Genomic DNA, 21,649 nt, shown 5'->3' with positions numbered 1-21,649 from the left:
TTAATGAGTAGAGTAAAAGAGTTTGTTGAAAAATATTATGTTGAAAGAAGAAATACAAATAGTCTTAAGTGGGATGCATTGGAAGAGCGCTTTGGTAATCCTGAATTACTAGCTTTATGGGTTGCTGATATGGAGTTTAAAACCCCAGAATGTATAAGAGAAGCTTTGATTGAGAGAGTAGATCACGGGGTATTTGGTTATACTAAATTACCAAAAAGCTATTATGATGAATATAAAAATTGGCATAAAAAAAAGTATAATATTGATATTGAGAAAAAATGGATTAGATTTGCCCCAGGAATTGTTCAAGCAATATTATGGGTGATTCAAGCGTATACTAAAATAGAGGACTCGGTTATTATTATGCCACCGGTGTATTATCCTTTTGCTAATTCAATTAGAAATAGCGGTAGAAAATTAGTAGAATCTCCTTTACTAGAAGAAGATGGTAAATTCAAGATAGATTTTGAAACTTTTGAAAAAGAGATAAGAGAAAATGATGTTAAATTATATATTCATTGTTCACCTCATAACCCAGTTGGAAGAGTTTGGACATTAGAAGAGCAGAGAAGGGTATTTGAGATTTGTGAAAAATACGATGTGTTTGTATTATCAGATGAAATTCATCAAGATTTTACATATGAGAACCATAAACAAATTTCAGCATTAGCCTTAGATGAAGGTAGATATAACAATCGTTTAATAGTAGCTAATTCTGGTTCTAAGACGTTTAACCTAGCATCACTAGTACATGCAACATTATTGATTCCAGACGAGGATGTTAGGAAGGCATTTGATAAATTCAGTAAAGAAAATCTAGGTGCTGAACCAAGTTTATTAGGTCAAATAGCACTTGAAGCTGGTTATAAAGAAGGACATGAATGGCTTGAAGGATTGAAGGAGACAATAGTATATAATTATAATCTACTTTGCGAAGAATTGGCTAAAAACGTTCCTGAAATAAAGGTTTATCCATTAGAAGGTACTTATCTAGTATTTTTAAATATAGAAAAAGTTTTAAATGGAAAAACAACGAAACAATTTATACAAGATGAATGTGGATTAGCTATAGATTTCGGGGATTGGTTTGGGAAAGGTTATAAGAACTATGTTAGAATTAATCTAGCTACTAATCCAGAAAATATAAAAGAAGCTGTTGAAAGAATTGTAAAAAATTGTAATAGATAGAATTAATTTTTAAAGAAGAATGTAGACTTCATGCCTGTGTTCTTCTTCTTTTTTTCTACGAAAATAAAAAAACTACTCAGAAGCCTGAGTAGTTAATAAAATTATTTAGCTAGGTTTGATTTATATCTAGCAGCTGCGTTTTTGTGGATTAAGTTAGTTTTAGCAGCTTTATCGATTTTTTTGTAAGCAAGGTTTACTAACTCTGCAGCGTTAGCAGCACCTTCAGATTTAGCTACTTTAGCTTTTTTAATAGCTGTACGCATTTCAGATTTTTTAGCTGTGTTAGCAGCGTTTGTTTTAGCATCTTTTCTTACGCTTAATACTGATGATTTAATGTTTGGCATTCGATTCACCTCCTGGTTCGTATTTTTATTACTAAGAAATATTAATTAATATTCTTAATTACAATGAATTAAGTGTTGTTAGATACAACTACCTCATTTTAACATATTAAAAATGTAAATGCAAGGTATTTTTATACTTTTTTTTTGCTGTAAGTTATTTTTTTAGAATTTTTTATATTTTGGTTGACTAATGACTATAATGTATGTTAGTATATATGACGTTGATATTTAATTTTACATAGGTAAGGTTATTTGTCTTCTGACTTTATTATAATAAAAGATGTTTGAGAGATCCATCTATAAAAAAACCTAAAGTACTGGTTTCTCAAATCAGTACTTTTTTATTTTCTCTTGAACAAGATAAGGAGATACAATGAAAAATAATGCAGTTAAAGTATTAACTATTCAAGCGTTAATAGCAGCTATATATGTGGTATTAACAGTAGTTATCGCACCATTTTCATACGGTGCAATTCAATTTCGTATAAGTGAATCACTATCTCAATTAGTAGTGTTTAGTAAAAAATATTGGTTCCCTATTACTTTAGGTGTAGCAATTGCTAATATTTTTAGTCCGCTTGGGATTGTAGATGTGTTCTTTGGAACTTTAGGAACAGGGTTAGCATTAGCAATCAGTATTTTTGTCTTTAAATTTGTAAAAAACAGAATTGCTAGACACATCGTTAATATTATTATTTATTTAGTTGTTTGTATGCCTATTATTGCATACGAAATTGCTATCTTTAGTGGTGAAAACTCAGCAAGAGTACCATTTGAGTTTGAGGCATTCACAGCTGTTTATGGATCACTTTTATTATCACAAGTTATCGTGATGGTAATTGGTATAGTTATTACAGAAGCTTTAAATAAAGCTGTAGATTTAAAAAAAGTATTTGAATAATAATTTTATAATCGTTAGGAATTTTCCTAGCGATTTTTTTATAATAAATTATTGACTCTCACGTAACGTTATAGTATATAATAAGAATATCACTAGTGAAATAATATAAATTATAGAGGGACGATTATGAGAATAAATGAAGTCGCAAAACTCACAGGAGTAAGTGCAAGGACATTACAATATTATGATGAAATTGGTTTATTAATTCCTCAAAAGTTAGATAATGGTTATAGAGATTATACTGATGAAAATCTAGAAAAACTGCAAAAAATACTATTTTATAGATGTTTAAAGTTTAAGTTAAATGATATAAAAGAAATGTTAGCAGGAGATATCGATAATTTAAAAATTCTTGAACAACAGCGTGATTTAATATTAAAAGAAAAAGAAAAGTTTGAAATAATTCTTCATAATATAGAAAAAACAATAAAAACATATAAAGGAGAGCAAACAATGACTATAGAAGAAAAATTTAATGGATTTAAAAAAGAAGATTTAAATAAATACGAAGATCAAGCTATAGAAAAATATGGAAAAGGAACAGTAGAAGAATCTAAAAAAAGACAGAATGGTAAAGAAGATATTGTTGCTGAGAAATTTAATAGTGTTTTTCGTTCAATGGCTGAATATAAACAAGATGGATTAAATATAGAAGAAAAAGAAGTTCAATCGAAAGTCGAAGATTTATATAACTATATGAATAAGTATGCTTTTGATTGCAGTGTAGAAGTATTCTCGTATATAGGAAAAGGATATTCTCAAAATCCAGAATTTAAAAATAATATAGATAAATTTGGAGAAGGGGTAGCAGAATATACTTCTAAAGCTATAGATGAATATTGTAAAAGTAGATTAAATAAGTAATGTATAGAAGAAATGACTAATTTAGAATTCTTTTGAAATTTTTTTAAAAAAACTATTGACAAATAAAAATTTATATATTAGAATAATTAAGTCAGTTGAAAATGTACCGTAGACAGTAGGGGGAGAAATCCTTAATTAACCTACCGAGGACAAAATTCGAAAAGAAACTTATGTGCCTTTTTGTATGTTCTCGCATGCAAGAAGGTTTTTTTAATGGTACTGAAATTGATAAATCTACTTAGGAGGAAGTTCAATGTCAAAAGCTATTGAGAGAAAACAAGAGTTAGTAAATCAAATCGCAGAAGAAATTAAAGCAAGTTCTTCAGTTGTTATCGCTGACTACCGTGGATTAAACGTTGCGGAAGTAACAGAATTACGTAACAACATGCGTAATGAAGGTTTAACTTTTAAAGTTTATAAAAACTCATTAGTTCGTCGTGCGATGGAGCAAGCAGGAATTGAAGGATTAGACGAAGTTCTAACTGGACCAAATGCTTTCGCTTTCTCAGCAGACGATGCTGTAGCTCCTGCTAGAGTTTTAAACGATTTCGCTAAAGAACACGAAAACTTAGAACTAAAAGCTGGTGTTATAGAAGGAAAAGTTGCAGATCAAGCTGAAATTAAAGCTATCGCTACATTACCAAGTCGCGAAGGATTACTTTCAATGTTACTATCTGTATTAACAGCGCCAATGCGCAATACTGCTTTAGCTGTTAAAGCTGTTGCAGATCAAAAAGCTGAACAAGAAGCTTAATAAATAAAAAAATATATTAAAATACATAATTTAAAAATCGGAGGAAATTTATAATGACTAAAGAACAAATTTTAGACGCTATCAAAGAAATGTCAGTTTTAGAATTAAACGACTTAGTAAAAGCAATTGAAGAAGAATTCGGAGTAACTGCTGCTGCACCTGTAGCTGTAGTTGGTGGAGCTGCTGCTGGAGCTGCTGAAGAAAAAACTGAATTTGACGTAGTTTTAGCTAACGCTGGAGACTCAAAAATTAAAGTAATCAAAGTTGTTCGTGAAATCACTGGAGACGGACTAAAAGAAGCTAAAGAAAAAGTTGATGGTGCGCCAGCAACACTTAAAGAAGGAGTTTCTAAAGAAGAAGCTGAAGAAATCAAAGCTAAATTAGAAGAAGTTGGAGCAACTGTAGAAGTTAAATAATTTCTATTCTAAGTAGATAAAAAAGATAGATGTAAATAAACAATAATATTCTATTTGAGAATATTTGATACGATGATAATAACAAAAATAGTATATCTCAAGTGTCTAGCTATGGGATATACTATTTTCTTTCATTTTAAGAGGTGTCTTTATTATGGAGCATTATTATACAAATAATCCGACGACGGAAAGTCGTGAAAAAATTATTAACTCAATAATAGCGAATGAGAATTTAAAGTTTTACACAGATAATGGAGTGTTTTCTAAAGAGAGTGTAGATTTTGGAACTAAAACAATGTTAGAAAGTTTCGCTACAGATAAAGAAAATGCTAAGGTGGCAGATATTGGATGTGGCTATGGTGTTATATCTATTTACCTAGCAAAACAATATCCGACTTTTAGGTTCACTATGGTAGACGTGAACAATAGAGTTTTAGAGTTATCTAAAAAAAATATTGAACTTAACAAAATAGAGAATGAAGTAGAAGTACTAGAAAGTAGTTCCTTCGATAATGTTGAAGGAAACTTTGATATAGTTTTAACAAACCCACCTATAAGAGCCGGGAAAAAAATTGTACATAAAATTATGACAGACAGTTATGAGCACCTAAATGATAAAGGAGAACTTTGGGTGGTTATACAAAAAAAACAAGGTATGGCTAGTTGTAAAAAACTATTAGAAGATACATTTTCAATGGTAGAAGTAGTAACGAAAAATAAGGGTTACTATATTCTGAAAGCCGTAAAATAATTGACAACTTGCTATGACTATGATAAAATGATATATTGCAAGTAATTCTATTTTCTTCAAGGTAGAATTACCAAAATTATATAAGTAAGTAAGAGAAAATGTTTATATTTTCTTTTTAGTTTTTAAGAGAAAAGCTGAGAGGTGACACAGTTGCAAAAAGTTAAATTTGGTAAGCACAGAGAAAGACGTAGCTATGCTAGAATATCAGAGGTAATTGATTTACCGGACTTAATTGAAATTCAAACGTTATCTTATGATAAATTTTTAGAAACTGGTCTAAAAGATGTTTTTAAAGATGTATCACCGATTGAAGGTAATAATGAAAAATTAAGTTTAGAATTTATCGATTATAAATTAGGGACACCTAAGTATGATGTTGATGAATCAAAAGAGCGCGATGCTACATATTCAGCACCTTTAAGAGTGCGAGTACGTTTAATTAACAAAGAACGTGACGAAATTAAAGAACAAGAAGTATTTATGGGTGAACTACCATTGATGACAGAAACTGGGACGTTTATTATCAATGGTGCTGAACGTGTAATTGTATCTCAATTAGTACGTTCACCTTCTGTATATTTTACAGAAGATGATAAATTAAAAGTTAAAAACATTCCAAATGCCTATAAAACAACTGTTATTCCTAACAGAGGAGCTTGGTTGGAATTTGAAAAAGATATTAAAGGACTAGTTTATGCACGCATTGATAGAACTAGAAAAATTCCTTTAACAACACTTATTAGAGCTCTAGGGTTTGAGTCTGATGAATCAATTCTAAAATTATTCGGTGAGGATGCTGAACTTCTAAATACTTTAGAAAAAGATGAAAACCTAGACACAGGAACTGCGTTAAAAGTAATTTATGATAAATTACGTCCTGGAGAACCAGCTAACGTAGAAACTGCAAAAGCAACTTTACACGGTAGATTCTTCGATCCAAGAAGATATGATCTTGCTAAAGTAGGACGTTATAAATTAAATAACAAACTTCACGTTGGTGAACGTCTAGAAAACCAAATTCTAGTTGAACCAATCGTTGATACAGAAACAGGAGAAATTTTAGTAGAAAAAGGCACTAAATTAACACGTGAAATCATTGATGGAATTTATGAAGAATTAGGAACTACAGCTAACGTAGTTGAATTCGATATGAATGAAAGTCTTGATGGAAGTGATAGCTTAAAATTACAATTATTCAAAGTTGTAAATCAAGTAAAAGTAGGTAATGACTTCGATATCGATGAATTGACTGATGATCAAGTATTACATGTAATTGGTAATGGAGCACCTAATAAAGATGTTCTTACATTAACAATTGCTGATATCGTAGCAAGTATTAATTACTACCTATTATTAATTAGAAACCGTAGAAATAACGATGGATTTGAATTTGAATTAATCGGTCGTGTAGATGATATAGACCACCTTGGTAACCGTCGTCTACGTTGTATTGGTGAATTATTACAAAACCAAATTCGTGTAGGTATTTCTCGTATGGAGCGTGTTGTACGTGAACGTATGAGTATTCAAGATACTAATGAAATCACTCCACAACAACTTATTAACGTAAGACCAGTTACAGCAATTATTAAAGAATTCTTTGGAAGTTCTCAACTTTCACAATTCATGGACCAAGTAAACCCGTTAAGTGAGCTTACTCATAAACGTCGTTTATCTGCACTTGGACCTGGTGGTTTAACAAGAGAACGTGCAGGGATGGAAGTTCGTGACGTTCACTATTCACACTATGGTCGTATGTGTCCGATTGAAACACCAGAGGGACCGAACATCGGTCTTATCAACTCACTTTCATCATTTGCACGTATAAATGAGTTTGGATTCATTATGACTCCATATAGAAAAGTTGAATTTGATGCAGAAGGGCGTCCATACGTAACTGAAAACGTACAATATTTAACTGCTGATCAAGAAGATAAATACGTAGTAGCACAATCAACTGCGAATGTTGATGAAAAAGGTTACTTCGTTGATGAAGAAGTAGTATGTCGTTTTAGAGGGGATAATACAGTTAAACCTCGTGAAATGATGAACTTCATGGACGTATCGCCTAAACAGGTAGTATCTGCAGCCACTGCATGTATTCCTTTCTTAGAGAATGACGACTCAAACCGTGCCCTAATGGGAGCAAACATGCAACGTCAAGCAGTACCTCTAATGATTACGGAAGCACCATTTGTTGGTACAGGTATGGAGCACCTTGCAGCACGTGACTCAGGAGCGGCTGTTATTGCTAAATATCCTGGTATCGTAGAATACGTAGATGGAGCGAAAATTAAAGTACGTCGTATTGAAACACTAGAAGGTAAAGAGATTAAAGGCGACTTAGATACATACGTAATTCACAAATTCGTACGTTCTAACCACTCTACAGCTTACAACCAAAAACCAATTGTTAAAGTTGGAGATAGAGTAGAACCTAAAGATATCCTTGCGGATGGTCCATCAATGGATAAAGGAGAATTAGCTTTAGGTAAAAACCTTGTAGTAGCATTCGTAAACTGGGATGGGTATAACTATGAGGATGCTGTTATTATGAGTGAGCGTCTTGTTAAAGATGATGTCTATACTTCTATTCACGTAGAAGAGTATGAAACAGATGCTCGTGATACTAAACTAGGACCAGAAGAAATAACTCGTGAGATTCCTAACGTGGGTGAAAATGCTCTTAGAAACTTAGATGCACGAGGAATTATTAGAATTGGTGCGGAAGTTAAAGATGGAGATATTCTAGTAGGTAAGGTTACACCGAAAGGTTTAACTGAACAAACACCAGAAGAAAAATTATTATATGCTATCTTTGGAGCTAAATCTAAAGAAGTGCGTGATACTTCATTACGTGTACCTCACGGTGCTGATGGAGTAGTTGCCGATGTTAAAATCTTCAAACGTGAAGATGGTGCAGAATTACCTAATGGTGTAAACGAACTTGTTCGAGTATTTATCGTTCAAAAACGTAAAATCCGTGTAGGGGATAAAATGGCTGGACGTCACGGTAACAAAGGGGTTATCTCAAATATCTTACCAGAAGAAGATATGCCATATTTACCAGATGGTACACCAGTAGATGTAATGTTAAACCCACTTGGGGTTCCATCTCGTATGAACATTGGACAAGTATTAGAACTACACTTAGGTATGGCTGCTAAACAATTAGGAATCCACGTAGCTACACCGGTGTTCGATGGTGCTAGTGATGAAGACGTATGGTCTACAGTTGCTGAGGCTGGAATGGCTAAAGATGCCAAAACAGTTCTTTATGATGGACGTACAGGTGAACCATTTGATAGCCGTGTATCTGTAGGGGTAATGTATATGATTAAACTTGCCCACATGGTTGACGATAAACTTCACGCTCGTTCAATTGGACCATACTCATTAGTTACTCAACAACCACTTGGAGGTAAAGCTCAATTTGGTGGACAAAGATTTGGTGAGATGGAGGTATGGGCACTTGAAGCTTATGGTGCTGCATATACTCTTCAAGAAATCTTAACATACAAATCAGATGATACTAATGGTCGTGTGAAAACTTACGAAGCAATCGTTAAAGGTGAAAATATTCCACGTCCTGGTGTTCCTGAATCATTCCGAGTGCTTATGAAAGAACTTCAAGCCTTAGGTATGGACTTTAGAGTAATGGATAATGATGATAACGAAGTTGACATGGGTGACATTGATTTAGGAGATACTATTGATTTCCATGAGTCACACAATCACAACCATGATGATGAAGAAAATTCAGAAGAAGCTTCTGAAAAAGTTGGAGCTTCAAATGAAGATGCTGAAGAAGGGTATCAAAGTTTAGCTAATTTAATTCTTTCAGATACAGATGAATATGAAGATGTAGATGAAGATGATAGCGAAGAAGAAACTTCAGGATATCAAGCATTAGCAAGTCTTTTAATGTCAGATACAGATGAGTATGATGATGTAGAAGAAGACGATACAGATGAAGAATAATATAAATTTTACAATTAATCACAAAGAACTATTCAAGGCTTTTATACAAAAAAATAAAGGAGGTATGCTCCTTGATAGACGTAAATAATTTTGCATATATGAAAATTAGTTTAGCTTCTCCTGAAAAAATCAGAAGTTGGTCTTACGGAGAGGTTAAAAAACCTGAAACTATTAACTATAGAACTTTAAAACCAGAAAATGATGGACTATTCTGTGAAAGAATTTTTGGTCCGACTAAAGACTGGGAATGTGCTTGTGGAAAGTACAAACGAGTTAGATATAAAAACATTAAATGTGATAAATGTGGAGTAGACGTTACTTTGGCAAAAGTGCGTCGTGAAAGAATGGGGCACTTAGAATTAGCTGCCCCAGTCAGCCACATTTGGTATTTTAAAGGTATACCAAGTAGAATGGGTCTTCTACTTGACCTTAGCCCAAGACAATTAGAAGAGGTAATATATTTTGCTTCTTACATTGTTATTGATCCAGGTGAAACTGACTTCACGAAAAAACAAATCGTTTCTGAACGTGAAGTACGTGAAGCACGTAGTACATTTGGAGCAAACTCTTTCGTAGCTAAAATGGGAGCTGAAGCAATTCGTGACTTATTAGCTGAGTTAGATATCGAAAAAGAACTTAAAGAACTTAAAAATGAACTTAAAGAATTAAGTGAAAGTAACTATAAATCAGGTCAAAAAGTTGTTAAAATCATCAAACGTGTCGAAGTATTCGAAGCGTTTAAACACTCTGGAAATAAACCAGAATGGATGATTATGACTGTATTACCTGTTATTCCACCTGAATTAAGACCTATGGTTCAATTAGATGGTGGACGATTTGCAACAAGTGACTTAAACGATTTATATAGACGTGTAATTAACCGTAATAATCGTCTGAAAAAACTTATCGAACTTAAAGCACCAGGGTTAATCGTACAAAACGAAAAACGTATGTTACAAGAAGCTGTTGATGCATTAATCGATAATGGCCGTCGTGGTCGTCCAGTAACAGGTCCTGGTAATAGAACATTAAAATCATTATCTAATATGTTAAAAGGTAAACATGGTCGTTTCCGTCAAAACTTATTAGGTAAACGTGTTGACTATTCAGGACGTTCAGTAATCGTAGTTGGTCCAAACCTAAAAATGTATCAATGTGGATTACCTAAAGAAATGGCACTTGAATTATTCAAACCATTCGTAATGCGTGAATTAGTTAAACGTGAATTAGCTAATAATATTAAAAATGCTAAAAATCAAATTGAAAGAATGGAAGATCATGTATGGGATATCTTAGAAGATATTATTCGTGAGCACCCGGTATTACTTAACCGTGCCCCGACTCTTCACAGACTTGGTATCCAAGCATTTGAGCCAATCTTAGTAGAAGGACGTGCTATTCGTCTTCACCCTCTTGTTACAACAGCGTTCAATGCTGACTTTGACGGTGACCAAATGGCCGTTCACGTACCATTATCAAAAGAAGCACAAGCAGAAGCACGTATGCTAATGTTAGCTGCTCAAAACATCCTTAACCCTAAAGATGGTAAACCAGTAGTTACACCATCTCAGGATATGGTATTAGGTAACTACTACCTAACACTAGAAAGACCTGGAGCAGTAGGGGAAGGAATGATTTTCAAAGACGCTGATGAAGCAAGAATTGCTTATCAAAACGGATATATTCACCTACACACACGTGTTGGTATTGCAGCAAAATCATTTGATAATCCAACGTTCACAGAAGAACAAAATAAAAAATTACTTGTTACTACAATTGGTAAAGTAATATTCAACGATATATTACCAGAAGGATTCCCATACCTAAATGAGCCTACTAAAGATAATTTAGAAGTTGCGACTCCTGATAAATATTTCGTATCACCATCTGATTTAACAGAAGGTGGATTAAAAGCATTTATAGCAGAAAAAGAAGCTGTAACACCATTCAAAAAAGGGTTCTTATCTAAAATCATCTCTGAAATCTTTAATAGATTCCACATTACTGAAACATCTATGATGTTAGATAGAATGAAAGATTTAGGATTTAAATACTCTTCAAGAGCTGGTATTACAGTAGGGGTAAGTGACGTATTCGTCCTACCTAACAAATATGAAATCTTAGCAGACTCACAAGCTAATGTTGATAAAATCACAACATTATACAGACGTGGTCTATTAACTGAAGAAGAAAGATATCAAAACGTAATTGCTCAATGGGCAAAAGCAAAAGATATCATCCAAGATCAACTTATGGACTCTCTTCCAGCGACTAACCCAATTTACATGATGAGTGACTCTGGAGCCCGTGGTAACGCGTCAAACTTTACACAGTTAGCCGGAATGCGTGGTCTGATGGCATCTCCATCAGGACGTATCATGGAAATGCCTGTACGTTCATCATTTAAAGAAGGATTAACAGTATTAGAGTTCTTCATCTCTTCTCACGGTGCGCGTAAAGGTCTTGCCGATACAGCACTTAAGACAGCCGATTCAGGATACTTAACTCGTCGTCTTGTAGACGTTGCACAGGATGTTATCGTTCGTGAAAACGACTGTGGTACATCACGTGGATTAAGAGTAGCGGCACTTAAAAATGGAACAGATGAAATCGAAAGCTTACAAGAGCGACTTGAAGGTAGATACAGTAAAGAAACTGTTGTCCACCCAGAGACAGGAAAAGTTATCGTTGAAGATGGTCAATTAATTACATTAGATACAGCTAAAGAAATCGAAGCAGCTGGTATCGAAAGTGTTGTTATCAGATCAGCATTTACATGTAACTCTCGTCACGGAGTTTGTGAGAAATGTTATGGTAAAAACTTAGCTACAGGTGAAAAAGTAGAAGTTGGGGAAGCAGTTGGTACAATTGCCGCTCAATCTATCGGAGAACCTGGTACACAGCTTACAATGCGTACGTTCCACACAGGAGGGGTTGCCGGTGCCGATATCACTCAAGGTTTACCTCGTATTCAAGAGTTATTTGAAGCGCGTAATCCTAAAGGTAAAGCATTAATCTCAGAAGTAGATGGAACAGTTACGAAAGTTGAAATCGATAATAATCACGTACGTAGAATTTACGTATTAAGTGAAATTGGAGAAGAAAGAGAATATCAAGACTATGGTGCTAGTCGTATGTTAGTTAAAGAAGATGACAAAGTTAAACGTGGTCAAGCTTTAACAGAAGGTTCTATCGAGCCAAAAGAACTATTATCAATTGCAGGATTAGAGGCTGTTCAAAGCTATCTATTAACAGAGGTACAAAAAGTTTACCGTATGCAAGGGGTAGAAATCAGTGATAAACACGTAGAGGTTATGGTACGTCAAATGTTAAGAAAAGTACGTGTAATCAATGCTGGTGATACTGAATTACTTCCAGGCTCATTAGTTGATATTCATAAATTCACAGATGAAAACAAAAAAATTCTTGAAGTACGTGGAAACATGGCTACAGCTAAGCCTGTAATCCTTGGTATCACTAAAGCTTCATTAGAAACTGAAAGCTTCTTATCAGCAGCTTCATTCCAAGAAACAACTCGTGTTCTTACAGATGCGGCAGTTAAAGGAAAAATTGATAAACTTATGGGACTTAAAGAGAACGTTATTATCGGTAAGTTAATTCCAGCTGGAACAGGAATGCCAAGATATAATGATGTTGATATTAAAGTTGAAAATCAATTAGAAAAAGAAGTAGATAATGAATTAAGTAGACCTATTGAAGAAGAACTTCATGAAGAATTAGACTTAATTTAATTCAAATATAGATAAAAGTTAATAGGAATATAAAAAAATCTTATATTCCTATTGACAAATCTATAAAAAGTATGTAAAATAGATAATGTTGAATACAAAAGTAGAAGCACCCGTTTCTCACCTGCCAATATAGATTGTTCAGGTTACTGTAGATGAAATGTAGAATTTTAGGCTGGGTGTTTTGCACTCAGTTTTTTTAATGCTTTTAGTATTTAATGAATTTATAAATAGGAGGTGCTGATCATTAGTAAAGATACTGCACAAGTAAATGAAGGTATTAAAGCGAAAGAGTTTCTTTTAATTAGTCAAAATGGAGAACAATTAGGAGTAAAAACTAAGGCTGAAGCTATGCAAATCGCAGAGCGTATGAACTTAGATGTTGTTCTAGTAGCGCCAAATGCTAAAACACCTGTTGCTAAAATTATGAACTACGGTAAGTTTAAATTTGAACAACAGAAAAAAGAAAAAGAAGCACGTAAGAAACAAAAAATCGTAATAACCAAAGAGATAAGATTATCTCCGACAATTGAAAAACACGATTTTGAAACTAAGTTGAAAAATGCACGTAAATTCTTAGCAAAAGAAGACAAAGTTAAAGTTTCTATTCGTTTTAAAGGGAGAGCAATCACCCACAAAGAAATTGGACAGAAAGTTTTAGAAAACTTTTCTAACGAAGCTAGCGATATAGCTACTGTCGAACAAAAACCTAAAATGGAAGGTCGCAGTATGTTCTTAGTTCTAGCACCAAAAAAAGAGAAATAAAGGTTTAATATAGGAGGAATTTGATAATGCCAAAAATGAAATCTCACCGTGGTTTAGCAAAACGTGTGAAAAAAACAGCTAGCGGTAAATTAAAACGTAGCCGTGCTTATACTTCTCACTGGTTTTCAAGAAAAACTACTAAACAAAAACGTCACTTACGTAAAGCTTCATTAGTATCTCGTGGTGATTACAAACGTATTAGAACTTTATTAGTTAAATAATATTAAAGAAGATTAATTATAGCGTAAATACTTATTTAAGTTATACATAAGGAGGAATTAGATATGCCACGTGTTAAAGGTGGAACTGTGACTCGTCGTCGCCGTAAAAAAGTTTTAAAACTAGCTAAAGGATATTTTGGTTCAAAACATACATTATTCAAAGTTGCTAAGCAACAAGTAATGAAATCAGGAATGTATGCTTTCAGAGACCGTCGTCAAACAAAACGTAATTTCAGAAGATTATGGATCGTTCGTATCAATGCTGCTGCAAGATTAAATGGATTATCTTACAGCCGTCTAATGAACGGACTTAAAGTTGCTGGAATCGATATTAACAGAAAAATGTTATCAGAAATCGCTATCCACGACGCAGCTGGATTCGCAAGCATTTGTGAACAAGCTAAAGCAGCTTTAGCTAAATAATTAGTAATAGTTAAAAAAGTTACTTGCATATTTTTGCAGGTAACTTTTTTTGTTTTATAAAATATAAACCGATTAAACTGGAATGCTGGTGAGATGATAAAAAATAAGTTTAAATTGTTAGTATACTATTTTTCTAGGATTTTTAAGGTTATAAAGCTTATCTTGAGCTATTTGGTTGTATACTTCTTCATTTCGTTTATCATATAATAAGGTAGCCCAAGTATACCAAAGTAAATCGCAGAACTGTAAGAATATGTCTAGCTTTTTAAAATTGCATATCTCATCAACAAAATATGATTTTAAGAATGTTATAGTTTCTTCGTAGTTTAAATTATTTTCGGATATAAAACTTGCAATATCAAAGTAATAGTCATTATATCCTGCATATTCAAAATCAATTAGGTATAGCTTTTCATTTGTAAATAGAAAATTGCCTTCAACTAAATCATTATGACAAAGACGATCCGGTGTATATACTTTTTTGAAATCAACTATAATATGCATAAATTTATCTAAATTATATTCAGTAGTATCTAGTTGTTCATAATATTCCATAAATTTAGATATCGGATCAAATTTATTTTTAGCTTGAAATTTGCTAGAGTGGAATTTTTTTAAAAGTTTTGAAATTCTAACTATATTTGACAGTGTTCTTTGTGAAAGAAATGTTTTGGGATTTTGTTGAAACTCAGTTATAAGATTATCATTATTAAAATAAACAGGTTTAAGAAAATATGATTCGGAAGATAGTAATGTTAGAGCTTCTTTTTCATTTGCTTTATTGACAATTTTTGTTGTATCTTTTGATGTTCTGTAGAAATATTTATTCGTATCAGTAGTAATAATATAATTTTTATTAGATACGCCATAGCTCGTTTCTTCAAGAGATATTATCTTTTGATTTAATATTTTTTCTAACTTATTAATATTGAACATATTATTCTCCTCCTTGATTTGTAAAATAATGTTATTTATTCATTTAAATTATACAATATTTGAATAAAAGATAAAAGTGAAAATGTTTTCTTTTTAATTCGATGAAGATTAAAATTTATTATTAAAATACTATTTTTTTTATAATAAAATTTAAATATAAGGAGATAAATTCCATATTAATTTAATAAGTTATTTATGTGAACTTATACTTTTAATAATATTGAAAAATATATGGTATATATAGTTATTTTCTATTTTTAATTAATAAAAAAAAGACGTTTTGTTGAAAAAAAATTAAAATTTTGGTATAATTATAATGTATAAAATATATTTATATACACATAGTTTCATTTTTAAATATCATAGGAGGTGTAAAATGAAAGAAGTTTTTATTAATACTGAATATATAACATTAGCACAATTTTTAAAATTAGAAGGCTTTATAGGTTCAGGAGGGGAAGCTAAATATTTTTTACAAGAAGTAGAAGTTGAGCTTAATGGAGTATCAGAAAATAGACGAGGGAAAAAATTATATTCAAACGATGTAGTTAAATTAGAAGGAAATGAATTTATAATTATTAATGAAAATTAAGAGTTTAAAGTTACTCTACTTTCGAAATTATTTATCTGCGAATATAGAATCACATCCCTCGCTTAATGTTTTAGTAGGAAACAATGCGAATGGAAAAACTAATATTATTGAGTCTATTTTTTGCTTGGCACTAGGGAAAAGCTATAGAACGAAAAGTGATAGTGAGTGTATAATGTTTGGAGAAACTGCAACAGCTATGTCGTGTGTAGTTAACAAAAATAATAAAAATCTAGATATTATGTTAGGAATAAATAATAAAGGTAAAAGTGCTAAAATAGCAGGTTTAAAAAAAACTAAGTTAACAGATTTTGTCGGTGAGTTAAATGTAGTATTATTCTCTCCAGAAGATTTGCAAATAGTTAAAGGTTCGCCAGCACTAAGACGAGAGTTTATTAATAGAGAATTCTATCAATTTTCTCGTGTATACCACAAGTATTATTTGATGTACCAACATCTTTTAAAACAACGAAATTCTTATTTGAAAGATATGAGAAAGAATCCAAAAGATGAGATATCCCTAGCATATTTAGAAACACTTACTTCTCAACTTGTCAAAGTAGCAATGTATATTACTAAAGAGCGAGTGTCATTTGTACATGAAATTTCGGCATTAACGTATTATAATATGCTTAATATATCAAATGGGCAAGAAACTTTAAAAATTAAGTACAAAAGTTCAGTGTTGGAATCATTAAATATAACAGATGTAAATGATACTAATTTTACAGAAGAGAATTTAGTAAAAGTTATGATGAAGAAATCGTTTGATGATATTATGCGTGGAAGTACAAAAATTGGACCACATCAAGATGATTTAGAATTTTATATTAATGATCTTGACGCAAAAATGTATGCATCTCAAGGACAACAAAGAAGTATAGTATTATCGTTAAAATTAGCTGAAATTAACTATTTAAAATCAAAGACGGGAACATATCCAGTCTTACTTTTAGATGATGTACTAAGTGAGTTAGATAAAAATAGACAACTGAAACTATTAGATGCTATTAATGAAAATGTACAAACGTTCATTACGACACCTTCAATATCAGATATTAAAGAAGATTTATTGAAAAAAGCTAAAGTTTTTAAAATTGAAAATGGAAATATTAGCGAAATAGTCTAGAAAATTTATTTATAAATTTACTAAAATGAAAGGAAAAATCATGGTAGAAAATAAACAAATACAAGAATATAATGCCGATCAGATTCAGGTCCTTGAAGGATTAGAAGCTGTTAGGGTAAGACCAGGTATGTATATCGGTTCTACATCTAGTAAAGGTTTACACCACCTAGTATGGGAGATTGTGGATAACTCAATAGATGAAGCCTTAGCCGGATATTGCAACACAATAACAGTAGCAATAGAAAAAGGAAATTGGATAAGAGTAGAGGATAATGGGCGTGGTATTCCTGTAGATATTCAGGAACAAACAGGAAAACCTGCTTTGGAAGTTATTCTTACAGTACTGCACGCTGGTGGTAAATTTGGAGGCGGTGGATACAAAGTATCTGGTGGTCTTCACGGAGTTGGAGCCAGTGTTGTAAATGCCTTATCAACAAACTTAGAAGCATCAGTTCATCGTGATGGTAAAATTTACAGTATGAAATTTGAACGTGGTGATGTAGTTCAAGGGATTACAGTTGTAGGAGATACTGACAGAACAGGAACAACTATTCGTTTTAAAGCAGATCCAGAAATCTTCCAAGAAACAACAGTATATGAATATGATATTTTAAGAACACGTATTAGAGAACTTGCTTTCTTGAATAAAGGAATAACAATAATTCTTAAAGATGAAAGAGAAGGTCAAGAAAAAGAAGAAACTTTCTGTTATGAAGGTGGATTATTAGAATATGTGGAAATGTTAAATGAAAATAAAGACGCTCTACATGAAGCTATTTATGTGCATGGTGAGATGGAAGGTAAAGAAGTAGAAATCTCAATGCAATATAATACTGGTTATTCAAATAATGTCTTAAGTTATGCAAATAATATTAATACTCATGAGGGTGGGACTCACGAAAGTGGATTTAAAACTGCTCTTACAAGAATAATTAATGCATACGGTAAAAAGAATAAACTTATTAAAGATAAAGAATCTTTAACAGGGGATGATGTTCGTGAAGGACTTGTTGCAATTATCTCAATCAAACACCCAAATCCACAGTTTGAAGGACAAACAAAAACTAAACTAGGTAACTCAGAAATGAGTACTATTACTAACAAGCTATTCTCTGAAGAATTAGATAGATTCTTATTAGAAAACCCAAAAACAGCGAAAATAATCGTTGAAAAGGGACTTCAAGCATCACGTGCGAGAATCGCAGCGAAGAAAGCTCGTGAATCTACACGTCGTAAAAATGCATTAGAATTTACTAATCTTCCAGGTAAACTTGCAGACTGTTCAAGTAAAGATGCAGCTGAGTGTGAATTATTCCTAGTCGAAGGGGACTCTGCGGGAGGAAGTGCAAAACTTGGACGTAATAGTAAATTCCAAGCTATTTTACCGCTTAAAGGTAAAATTCTGAACGTAGAGAAAGTAAGAATTGATAAAGTACTAGCTAACGATGAAGTTCGTTCGTTAATTACAGCTATTGGTATGGGAATTGGTGAAACATTAAATATTGATAAACTTCGTTATCACAAAATCGTTATTATGACCGATGCCGATGTCGATGGTAGTCATATCAGAACTCTATTATTAACATTCTTCTTCAGATATATGAGAGAATTAATTGATGCAGGATATGTTTATATAGCAAGACCACCTCTATATGGATTGAAAATAGGTAAGAAAGAAATATACTGCCATACAGAAGAAGAACTTAAACAAAATATTGAAGAACATGCTGGAGATAAAAAGTATACAGTTCAACGATATAAAGGTCTTGGAGAGATGAATGCAGAAGAACTATGGGATACAACAATGGATCCAGAACATCGTCTAATGTACCAAGTAAGTGTTGATGATGCTCAAAGAGCAGATGCTGCATTTGACACATTAATGGGTGAAAAAGTAGAACCAAGACGTAAATTTATCGAAGACAATGCGCTAAATGTTATTAACTTAGACATTTAGAAAGAAAGGATAGAACATGGAAGATAATAAAAATAATATTACCTTAAGAAACATAACAACTGAAATTGAAAATTCATTTTTAGATTATTCAATGAGTGTTATTGTATCACGTGCTTTACCAGACGTACGTGACGGGTTAAAACCAGTTCATAGAAGAATACTTTATGCTTTTAATGATTTAGGGTTAACATATGATAAACCTTACAAAAAAAGTGCCTTCGTTGTAGGGGAAGTAATGGCGAAGTATCACCCTCATGGTGACTCTGCAACATATGGTACAATTGTACGTTTAGCACAAGATTTCAACAGTAGATATCCTTTAGTAGACGGTCAAGGGAACTTTGGTTCTATTGATGGAGATGGTGCTGCTGCAATGCGTTATACGGAAGCAAGAATGAGTAAAATTGCTTCTGAGTTACTACGTGATATCAACAAGGATACAGTTGATATGCAAGATAATTATGATGGTACAAAGCAAGAACCTAAAGTATTACCAGCAAGAATACCTAACTTATTAGTTAACGGAAGTAGTGGTATCGCGGTTGGTATGGCTACTAATATTCCACCGCATAATTTAGGTGAGGTTATTGATGGAGTAATTGCATTAGCTGATAACTCTGAAATAACTATTGCTGAACTTATGTCTAAAATTAAAGGACCGGATTTTCCAACAGGATCGTTCTTATTAGGACGTAGTGGAATAGTTAAAGCCTACACAACAGGACGCGGTTCTGTAATTATGCGTGGTAAAACTGAAATTGAACAAATGAAAAACGGTAAGGAAAGAATCGTTATTACAGAAATTCCTTATCAGGTTAATAAAGCCAAATTAGTTGAAAAAATTGCTGAATTAGCTCGCGATAAAAAAATTGAAGGAGTTACAGACCTTCGTGATGAAAGTAACTTAAAAGGTATCAGAATTGTAATAGAATTACGTCGTGATGTAAATAGTAATGTAATTTTAAATAATTTATACAAATTAACACCATTACAAAGCTCATTTGGTGTTAATATGATTGCTCTTGTAAACGGAGTACCTAAGTTATTAAATCTTAAAGAAGTACTTTATTACTACTTAGAACATCAAAAAGAAGTAGTAGTAAGAAGAACTAAGTTCGATCTTAAAAAAGCACAAGCTCGCGCCCACATATTAGAAGGTTTAAGAATTGCGTTAGATAATATCGATAGAATTATCAGCTTAATTCGTGGTTCTCAAACTGCTGAAGAAGCGAAAGCTGGATTAATTGATCAATTTGGATTAACTGAAATTCAAGCGCAAGCTATTTTAGATATGCGTTTACAAAGACTTACAGGTTTAGAACGTGATAAGATTGAAGAAGAATACAGTAAGCTTATGGAACTTATTGCTGACTTAGAGGATATACTAGCGAAACCTGAAAGAGTAATTCAAATCGTTAAAGATGAGTTATTAGAAGTTAAGGAAAAATTCGGAGACAAACGTCGTAGTGTAATTATCGAAGGACAAGTAGATCAAATTGAAAATGAAGACTTGATTGAACAAGAACAAATCATAATTACTCTATCTCACAACCAATACATTAAACGTCTTGCTGCAAGTACTTATAAATCACAAGGGCGCGGTGGACGTGGAGTAAATGGAATGACTACAAATGATGAAGATAATGTAGCCTACATGCTAAGTTGTTCAACTCATGATCATATCCTATTCTTTACAGATAAAGGTAAAGTTTATACTCTTAAAGGTTACGAAATTAATCAAATGAGCCGTCAATCTAAAGGTATACCTATTATTAACTTATTAGAAATAGAAAAAGAAGAAAAAGTAAACTCTATTATTGCAATATCTGATTTACAAGAAGAAGATACGAACCTAATCTTCTCAACTAAGTACGGTGTCATTAAGAAATCTAAATTAGGAGATTACGCAAGTATTCTTAAGAAAGGTAAGATTGCCCTTAAACTAGATGATGACGATTCATTAATCGATGTTCAAAGAATCACAGATGATCAAGATATTATGATAGTTACGGCGAATGGACAAGCAATAAGAATTAATGCTGAAAAAGTTCGTACAATGGGGCGAGTAAGTCGTGGTGTTAAAGGAATCACACTTTCTCCAGATGACTATGTAGTAGGTATGGAAGTAGTCGATGAATCTAAGAAAATTTTAACAGTTACAGAAAATGGTATTGGTAAAATATCTAAATCTACGGAATTTAATGTAATTAACCGTGGAGGAAAAGGTGTTAAAGTAGCAAAAGTTACTAAGAAAACAGGTAAGATTGTAGCTGTTAAATCAATCGCTGGAAATGAAGATTTAATGATTATGACTGATCAAGGAATAATTATAAGAATAGATGTTTCAACAATCAGTACACTTGGAAGAACAGCGACAGGTGTTAAAGTAATTAATCTTGTTGATGATCAAAAAGTAGCAACTGTTACATTAGCAGCGAAAGAAGAAGTTTACGAAGAAGAATAATAAAAGTTAAATAAAGATCAGACCTAAAAGGACTGGATTTTAAAAAAAGTTTACATGATAACTTTTAGACACAGTGATTTATTAATATCTAAATTCGATTTATAAAAAAGCTTTTTAGATATCTAATAAACTGTGTGGGGGGTGACTTTACAAAATCGATTTTGATGTGTACCCAAAATTCTGGACACATATATATTTATTTTAGACAAGTGGATGT

At 32.3% G+C, this 21,649-nt stretch carries 17 protein-coding genes and 2 other annotated features; of the genes, 15 read left to right on the top strand and 2 right to left on the bottom strand.

Annotation, left to right across the window (positions count from 1 at the left end):
• Window positions 1-3: 3 nt before the first annotated feature.
• Window positions 4-1,188: a MalY/PatB family protein gene (locus RWQ73_RS04585; RefSeq protein WP_314406890.1), complete on the top strand. Its 1,185-nt coding sequence runs from the start codon at window positions 4-6 to the stop codon at window positions 1,186-1,188.
• A gap of 101 nt (window positions 1,189-1,289) precedes the next feature.
• Here the strand turns inward: RWQ73_RS04585 and rpsT are convergent, their stop codons facing one another.
• Window positions 1,290-1,532: a 30S ribosomal protein S20 gene (gene rpsT, locus RWQ73_RS04580; RefSeq protein WP_003145397.1), complete on the bottom strand. Its 243-nt coding sequence runs from the start codon at window positions 1,530-1,532 to the stop codon at window positions 1,290-1,292.
• Between the two features lie 373 nt (window positions 1,533-1,905).
• On the opposite strand from rpsT, the gene RWQ73_RS04575 reads away from it, so the two are divergent.
• The 10 genes from RWQ73_RS04575 (at window position 1,906) to rplT (ending at window position 14,357) form a co-directional block, all read left to right on the top strand.
• Window positions 1,906-2,433 carry a QueT transporter family protein gene (locus RWQ73_RS04575; RefSeq protein WP_314406889.1) on the top strand — a complete coding sequence of 176 codons (528 nt, stop codon included), beginning with the start codon at window positions 1,906-1,908 and terminating at the stop codon, window positions 2,431-2,433.
• A 126-nt stretch (window positions 2,434-2,559) separates the two neighbouring features.
• Complete coding sequence (locus RWQ73_RS04570; RefSeq protein WP_314406887.1) at window positions 2,560-3,297, top strand: MerR family transcriptional regulator; 738 nt, start codon at window positions 2,560-2,562, stop codon at window positions 3,295-3,297.
• Window positions 3,298-3,385: 88 nt separating this feature from the next.
• Window positions 3,386-3,518: a sequence feature (ribosomal protein L10 leader region), on the top strand.
• Window positions 3,519-3,550: 32 nt separating this feature from the next.
• Entirely contained in the window at window positions 3,551-4,051 is a 501-nt protein-coding gene (gene rplJ, locus RWQ73_RS04565; protein WP_314406886.1) for a 50S ribosomal protein L10, read from the top strand.
• A gap of 53 nt (window positions 4,052-4,104) precedes the next feature.
• Window positions 4,105-4,467: a 50S ribosomal protein L7/L12 gene (gene rplL / locus RWQ73_RS04560; RefSeq protein WP_003146330.1), complete on the top strand. Its 363-nt coding sequence runs from the start codon at window positions 4,105-4,107 to the stop codon at window positions 4,465-4,467.
• 154 nt (window positions 4,468-4,621) lie between these two features.
• The gene (locus RWQ73_RS04555; RefSeq protein ID WP_314406884.1) at window positions 4,622-5,218 is read left to right on the top strand and encodes a class I SAM-dependent methyltransferase; all 597 of its coding nucleotides are present in this window, start codon (window positions 4,622-4,624) and stop codon (window positions 5,216-5,218) included.
• A gap of 150 nt (window positions 5,219-5,368) precedes the next feature.
• Window positions 5,369-9,199 carry a DNA-directed RNA polymerase subunit beta gene (gene rpoB / locus RWQ73_RS04550; protein ID WP_314406883.1) on the top strand — a complete coding sequence of 1,277 codons (3,831 nt, stop codon included), beginning with the start codon at window positions 5,369-5,371 and terminating at the stop codon, window positions 9,197-9,199.
• A gap of 71 nt (window positions 9,200-9,270) precedes the next feature.
• Window positions 9,271-12,951, top strand: a complete 3,681-nt coding sequence (rpoC, locus tag RWQ73_RS04545) for a DNA-directed RNA polymerase subunit beta' (RefSeq protein ID WP_314084527.1) — start codon at window positions 9,271-9,273, stop codon at window positions 12,949-12,951.
• Between the two features lie 92 nt (window positions 12,952-13,043).
• Window positions 13,044-13,156, top strand: a sequence feature (ribosomal protein L20 leader region).
• A 29-nt stretch (window positions 13,157-13,185) separates the two neighbouring features.
• On the top strand, window positions 13,186-13,713 hold the full coding sequence (gene infC, locus RWQ73_RS04540) for a translation initiation factor IF-3 (protein ID WP_314084529.1): 528 nt from the start codon (window positions 13,186-13,188) through the stop codon (window positions 13,711-13,713).
• A gap of 26 nt (window positions 13,714-13,739) precedes the next feature.
• The gene (rpmI, locus tag RWQ73_RS04535) at window positions 13,740-13,934 is read left to right on the top strand and encodes a 50S ribosomal protein L35 (RefSeq protein WP_003145690.1); all 195 of its coding nucleotides are present in this window, start codon (window positions 13,740-13,742) and stop codon (window positions 13,932-13,934) included.
• 63 nt (window positions 13,935-13,997) lie between these two features.
• The gene (rplT, locus tag RWQ73_RS04530) at window positions 13,998-14,357 is read left to right on the top strand and encodes a 50S ribosomal protein L20 (protein WP_003146326.1); all 360 of its coding nucleotides are present in this window, start codon (window positions 13,998-14,000) and stop codon (window positions 14,355-14,357) included.
• Window positions 14,358-14,474: 117 nt separating this feature from the next.
• Here the strand turns inward: rplT and RWQ73_RS04525 are convergent, their stop codons facing one another.
• Window positions 14,475-15,293 (bottom strand): choline/ethanolamine kinase family protein, encoded by an 819-nt coding sequence (locus RWQ73_RS04525; protein ID WP_314084534.1) that lies wholly within the window; start codon window positions 15,291-15,293, stop codon window positions 14,475-14,477.
• Between the two features lie 376 nt (window positions 15,294-15,669).
• Between RWQ73_RS04525 and yaaA the strand changes: the two genes are divergently transcribed.
• Genes yaaA through gyrA form a run of 4 tightly spaced genes read left to right on the top strand, consistent with a single transcriptional unit; the run spans window position 15,670 to window position 21,432 of the window.
• On the top strand, window positions 15,670-15,885 hold the full coding sequence (yaaA, locus tag RWQ73_RS04520; protein WP_314406881.1) for a S4 domain-containing protein YaaA: 216 nt from the start codon (window positions 15,670-15,672) through the stop codon (window positions 15,883-15,885).
• Entirely contained in the window at window positions 15,875-17,011 is a 1,137-nt protein-coding gene (gene recF / locus RWQ73_RS04515; RefSeq protein ID WP_314406880.1) for a DNA replication/repair protein RecF, read from the top strand. Before yaaA ends, recF begins: the two co-directional genes overlap by 11 nt.
• A gap of 40 nt (window positions 17,012-17,051) precedes the next feature.
• Window positions 17,052-18,968, top strand: coding sequence for a DNA topoisomerase (ATP-hydrolyzing) subunit B (gene gyrB / locus RWQ73_RS04510; protein ID WP_314406878.1), 1,917 nt, complete (start codon window positions 17,052-17,054; stop codon window positions 18,966-18,968).
• A gap of 16 nt (window positions 18,969-18,984) precedes the next feature.
• Complete coding sequence (gene gyrA / locus RWQ73_RS04505) at window positions 18,985-21,432, top strand: DNA gyrase subunit A (protein WP_314406876.1); 2,448 nt, start codon at window positions 18,985-18,987, stop codon at window positions 21,430-21,432.
• The last annotated feature ends 217 nt before the right edge of the window (window positions 21,433-21,649 follow it).

This window comes from uncultured Gemella sp., assembly GCF_963525875.1.
GTDB lineage: Bacteria > Bacillota > Bacilli > Staphylococcales > Gemellaceae > Gemella.
The sequence above is the reverse complement of the archived record's forward strand: the minus strand, read 5'-3'. Positions and strand labels throughout refer to the sequence as shown.

Coding starts and splice junctions, on each gene's coding strand:
- gyrA (WP_314406876.1), top strand. CDS start 18,985: ATGGAAGATAATAAAAATAATATTACCTTAAGAAACATAACAACTGAA.
- rplT (WP_003146326.1), top strand. CDS start 13,998: ATGCCACGTGTTAAAGGTGGAACTGTGACTCGTCGTCGCCGTAAAAAA.
- RWQ73_RS04570 (WP_314406887.1), top strand. CDS start 2,560: ATGAGAATAAATGAAGTCGCAAAACTCACAGGAGTAAGTGCAAGGACA.
- rpmI (WP_003145690.1), top strand. CDS start 13,740: ATGCCAAAAATGAAATCTCACCGTGGTTTAGCAAAACGTGTGAAAAAA.
- recF (WP_314406880.1), top strand. CDS start 15,875: ATGAAAATTAAGAGTTTAAAGTTACTCTACTTTCGAAATTATTTATCT.
- RWQ73_RS04585 (WP_314406890.1), top strand. CDS start 4: ATGAGTAGAGTAAAAGAGTTTGTTGAAAAATATTATGTTGAAAGAAGA.
- RWQ73_RS04555 (WP_314406884.1), top strand. CDS start 4,622: ATGGAGCATTATTATACAAATAATCCGACGACGGAAAGTCGTGAAAAA.
- yaaA (WP_314406881.1), top strand. CDS start 15,670: ATGAAAGAAGTTTTTATTAATACTGAATATATAACATTAGCACAATTT.
- gyrB (WP_314406878.1), top strand. CDS start 17,052: ATGGTAGAAAATAAACAAATACAAGAATATAATGCCGATCAGATTCAG.
- rplL (WP_003146330.1), top strand. CDS start 4,105: ATGACTAAAGAACAAATTTTAGACGCTATCAAAGAAATGTCAGTTTTA.
- RWQ73_RS04575 (WP_314406889.1), top strand. CDS start 1,906: ATGAAAAATAATGCAGTTAAAGTATTAACTATTCAAGCGTTAATAGCA.
- rpsT (WP_003145397.1), bottom strand. CDS start 1,532: ATGCCAAACATTAAATCATCAGTATTAAGCGTAAGAAAAGATGCTAAA.
- RWQ73_RS04525 (WP_314084534.1), bottom strand. CDS start 15,293: ATGTTCAATATTAATAAGTTAGAAAAAATATTAAATCAAAAGATAATA.
- rplJ (WP_314406886.1), top strand. CDS start 3,551: ATGTCAAAAGCTATTGAGAGAAAACAAGAGTTAGTAAATCAAATCGCA.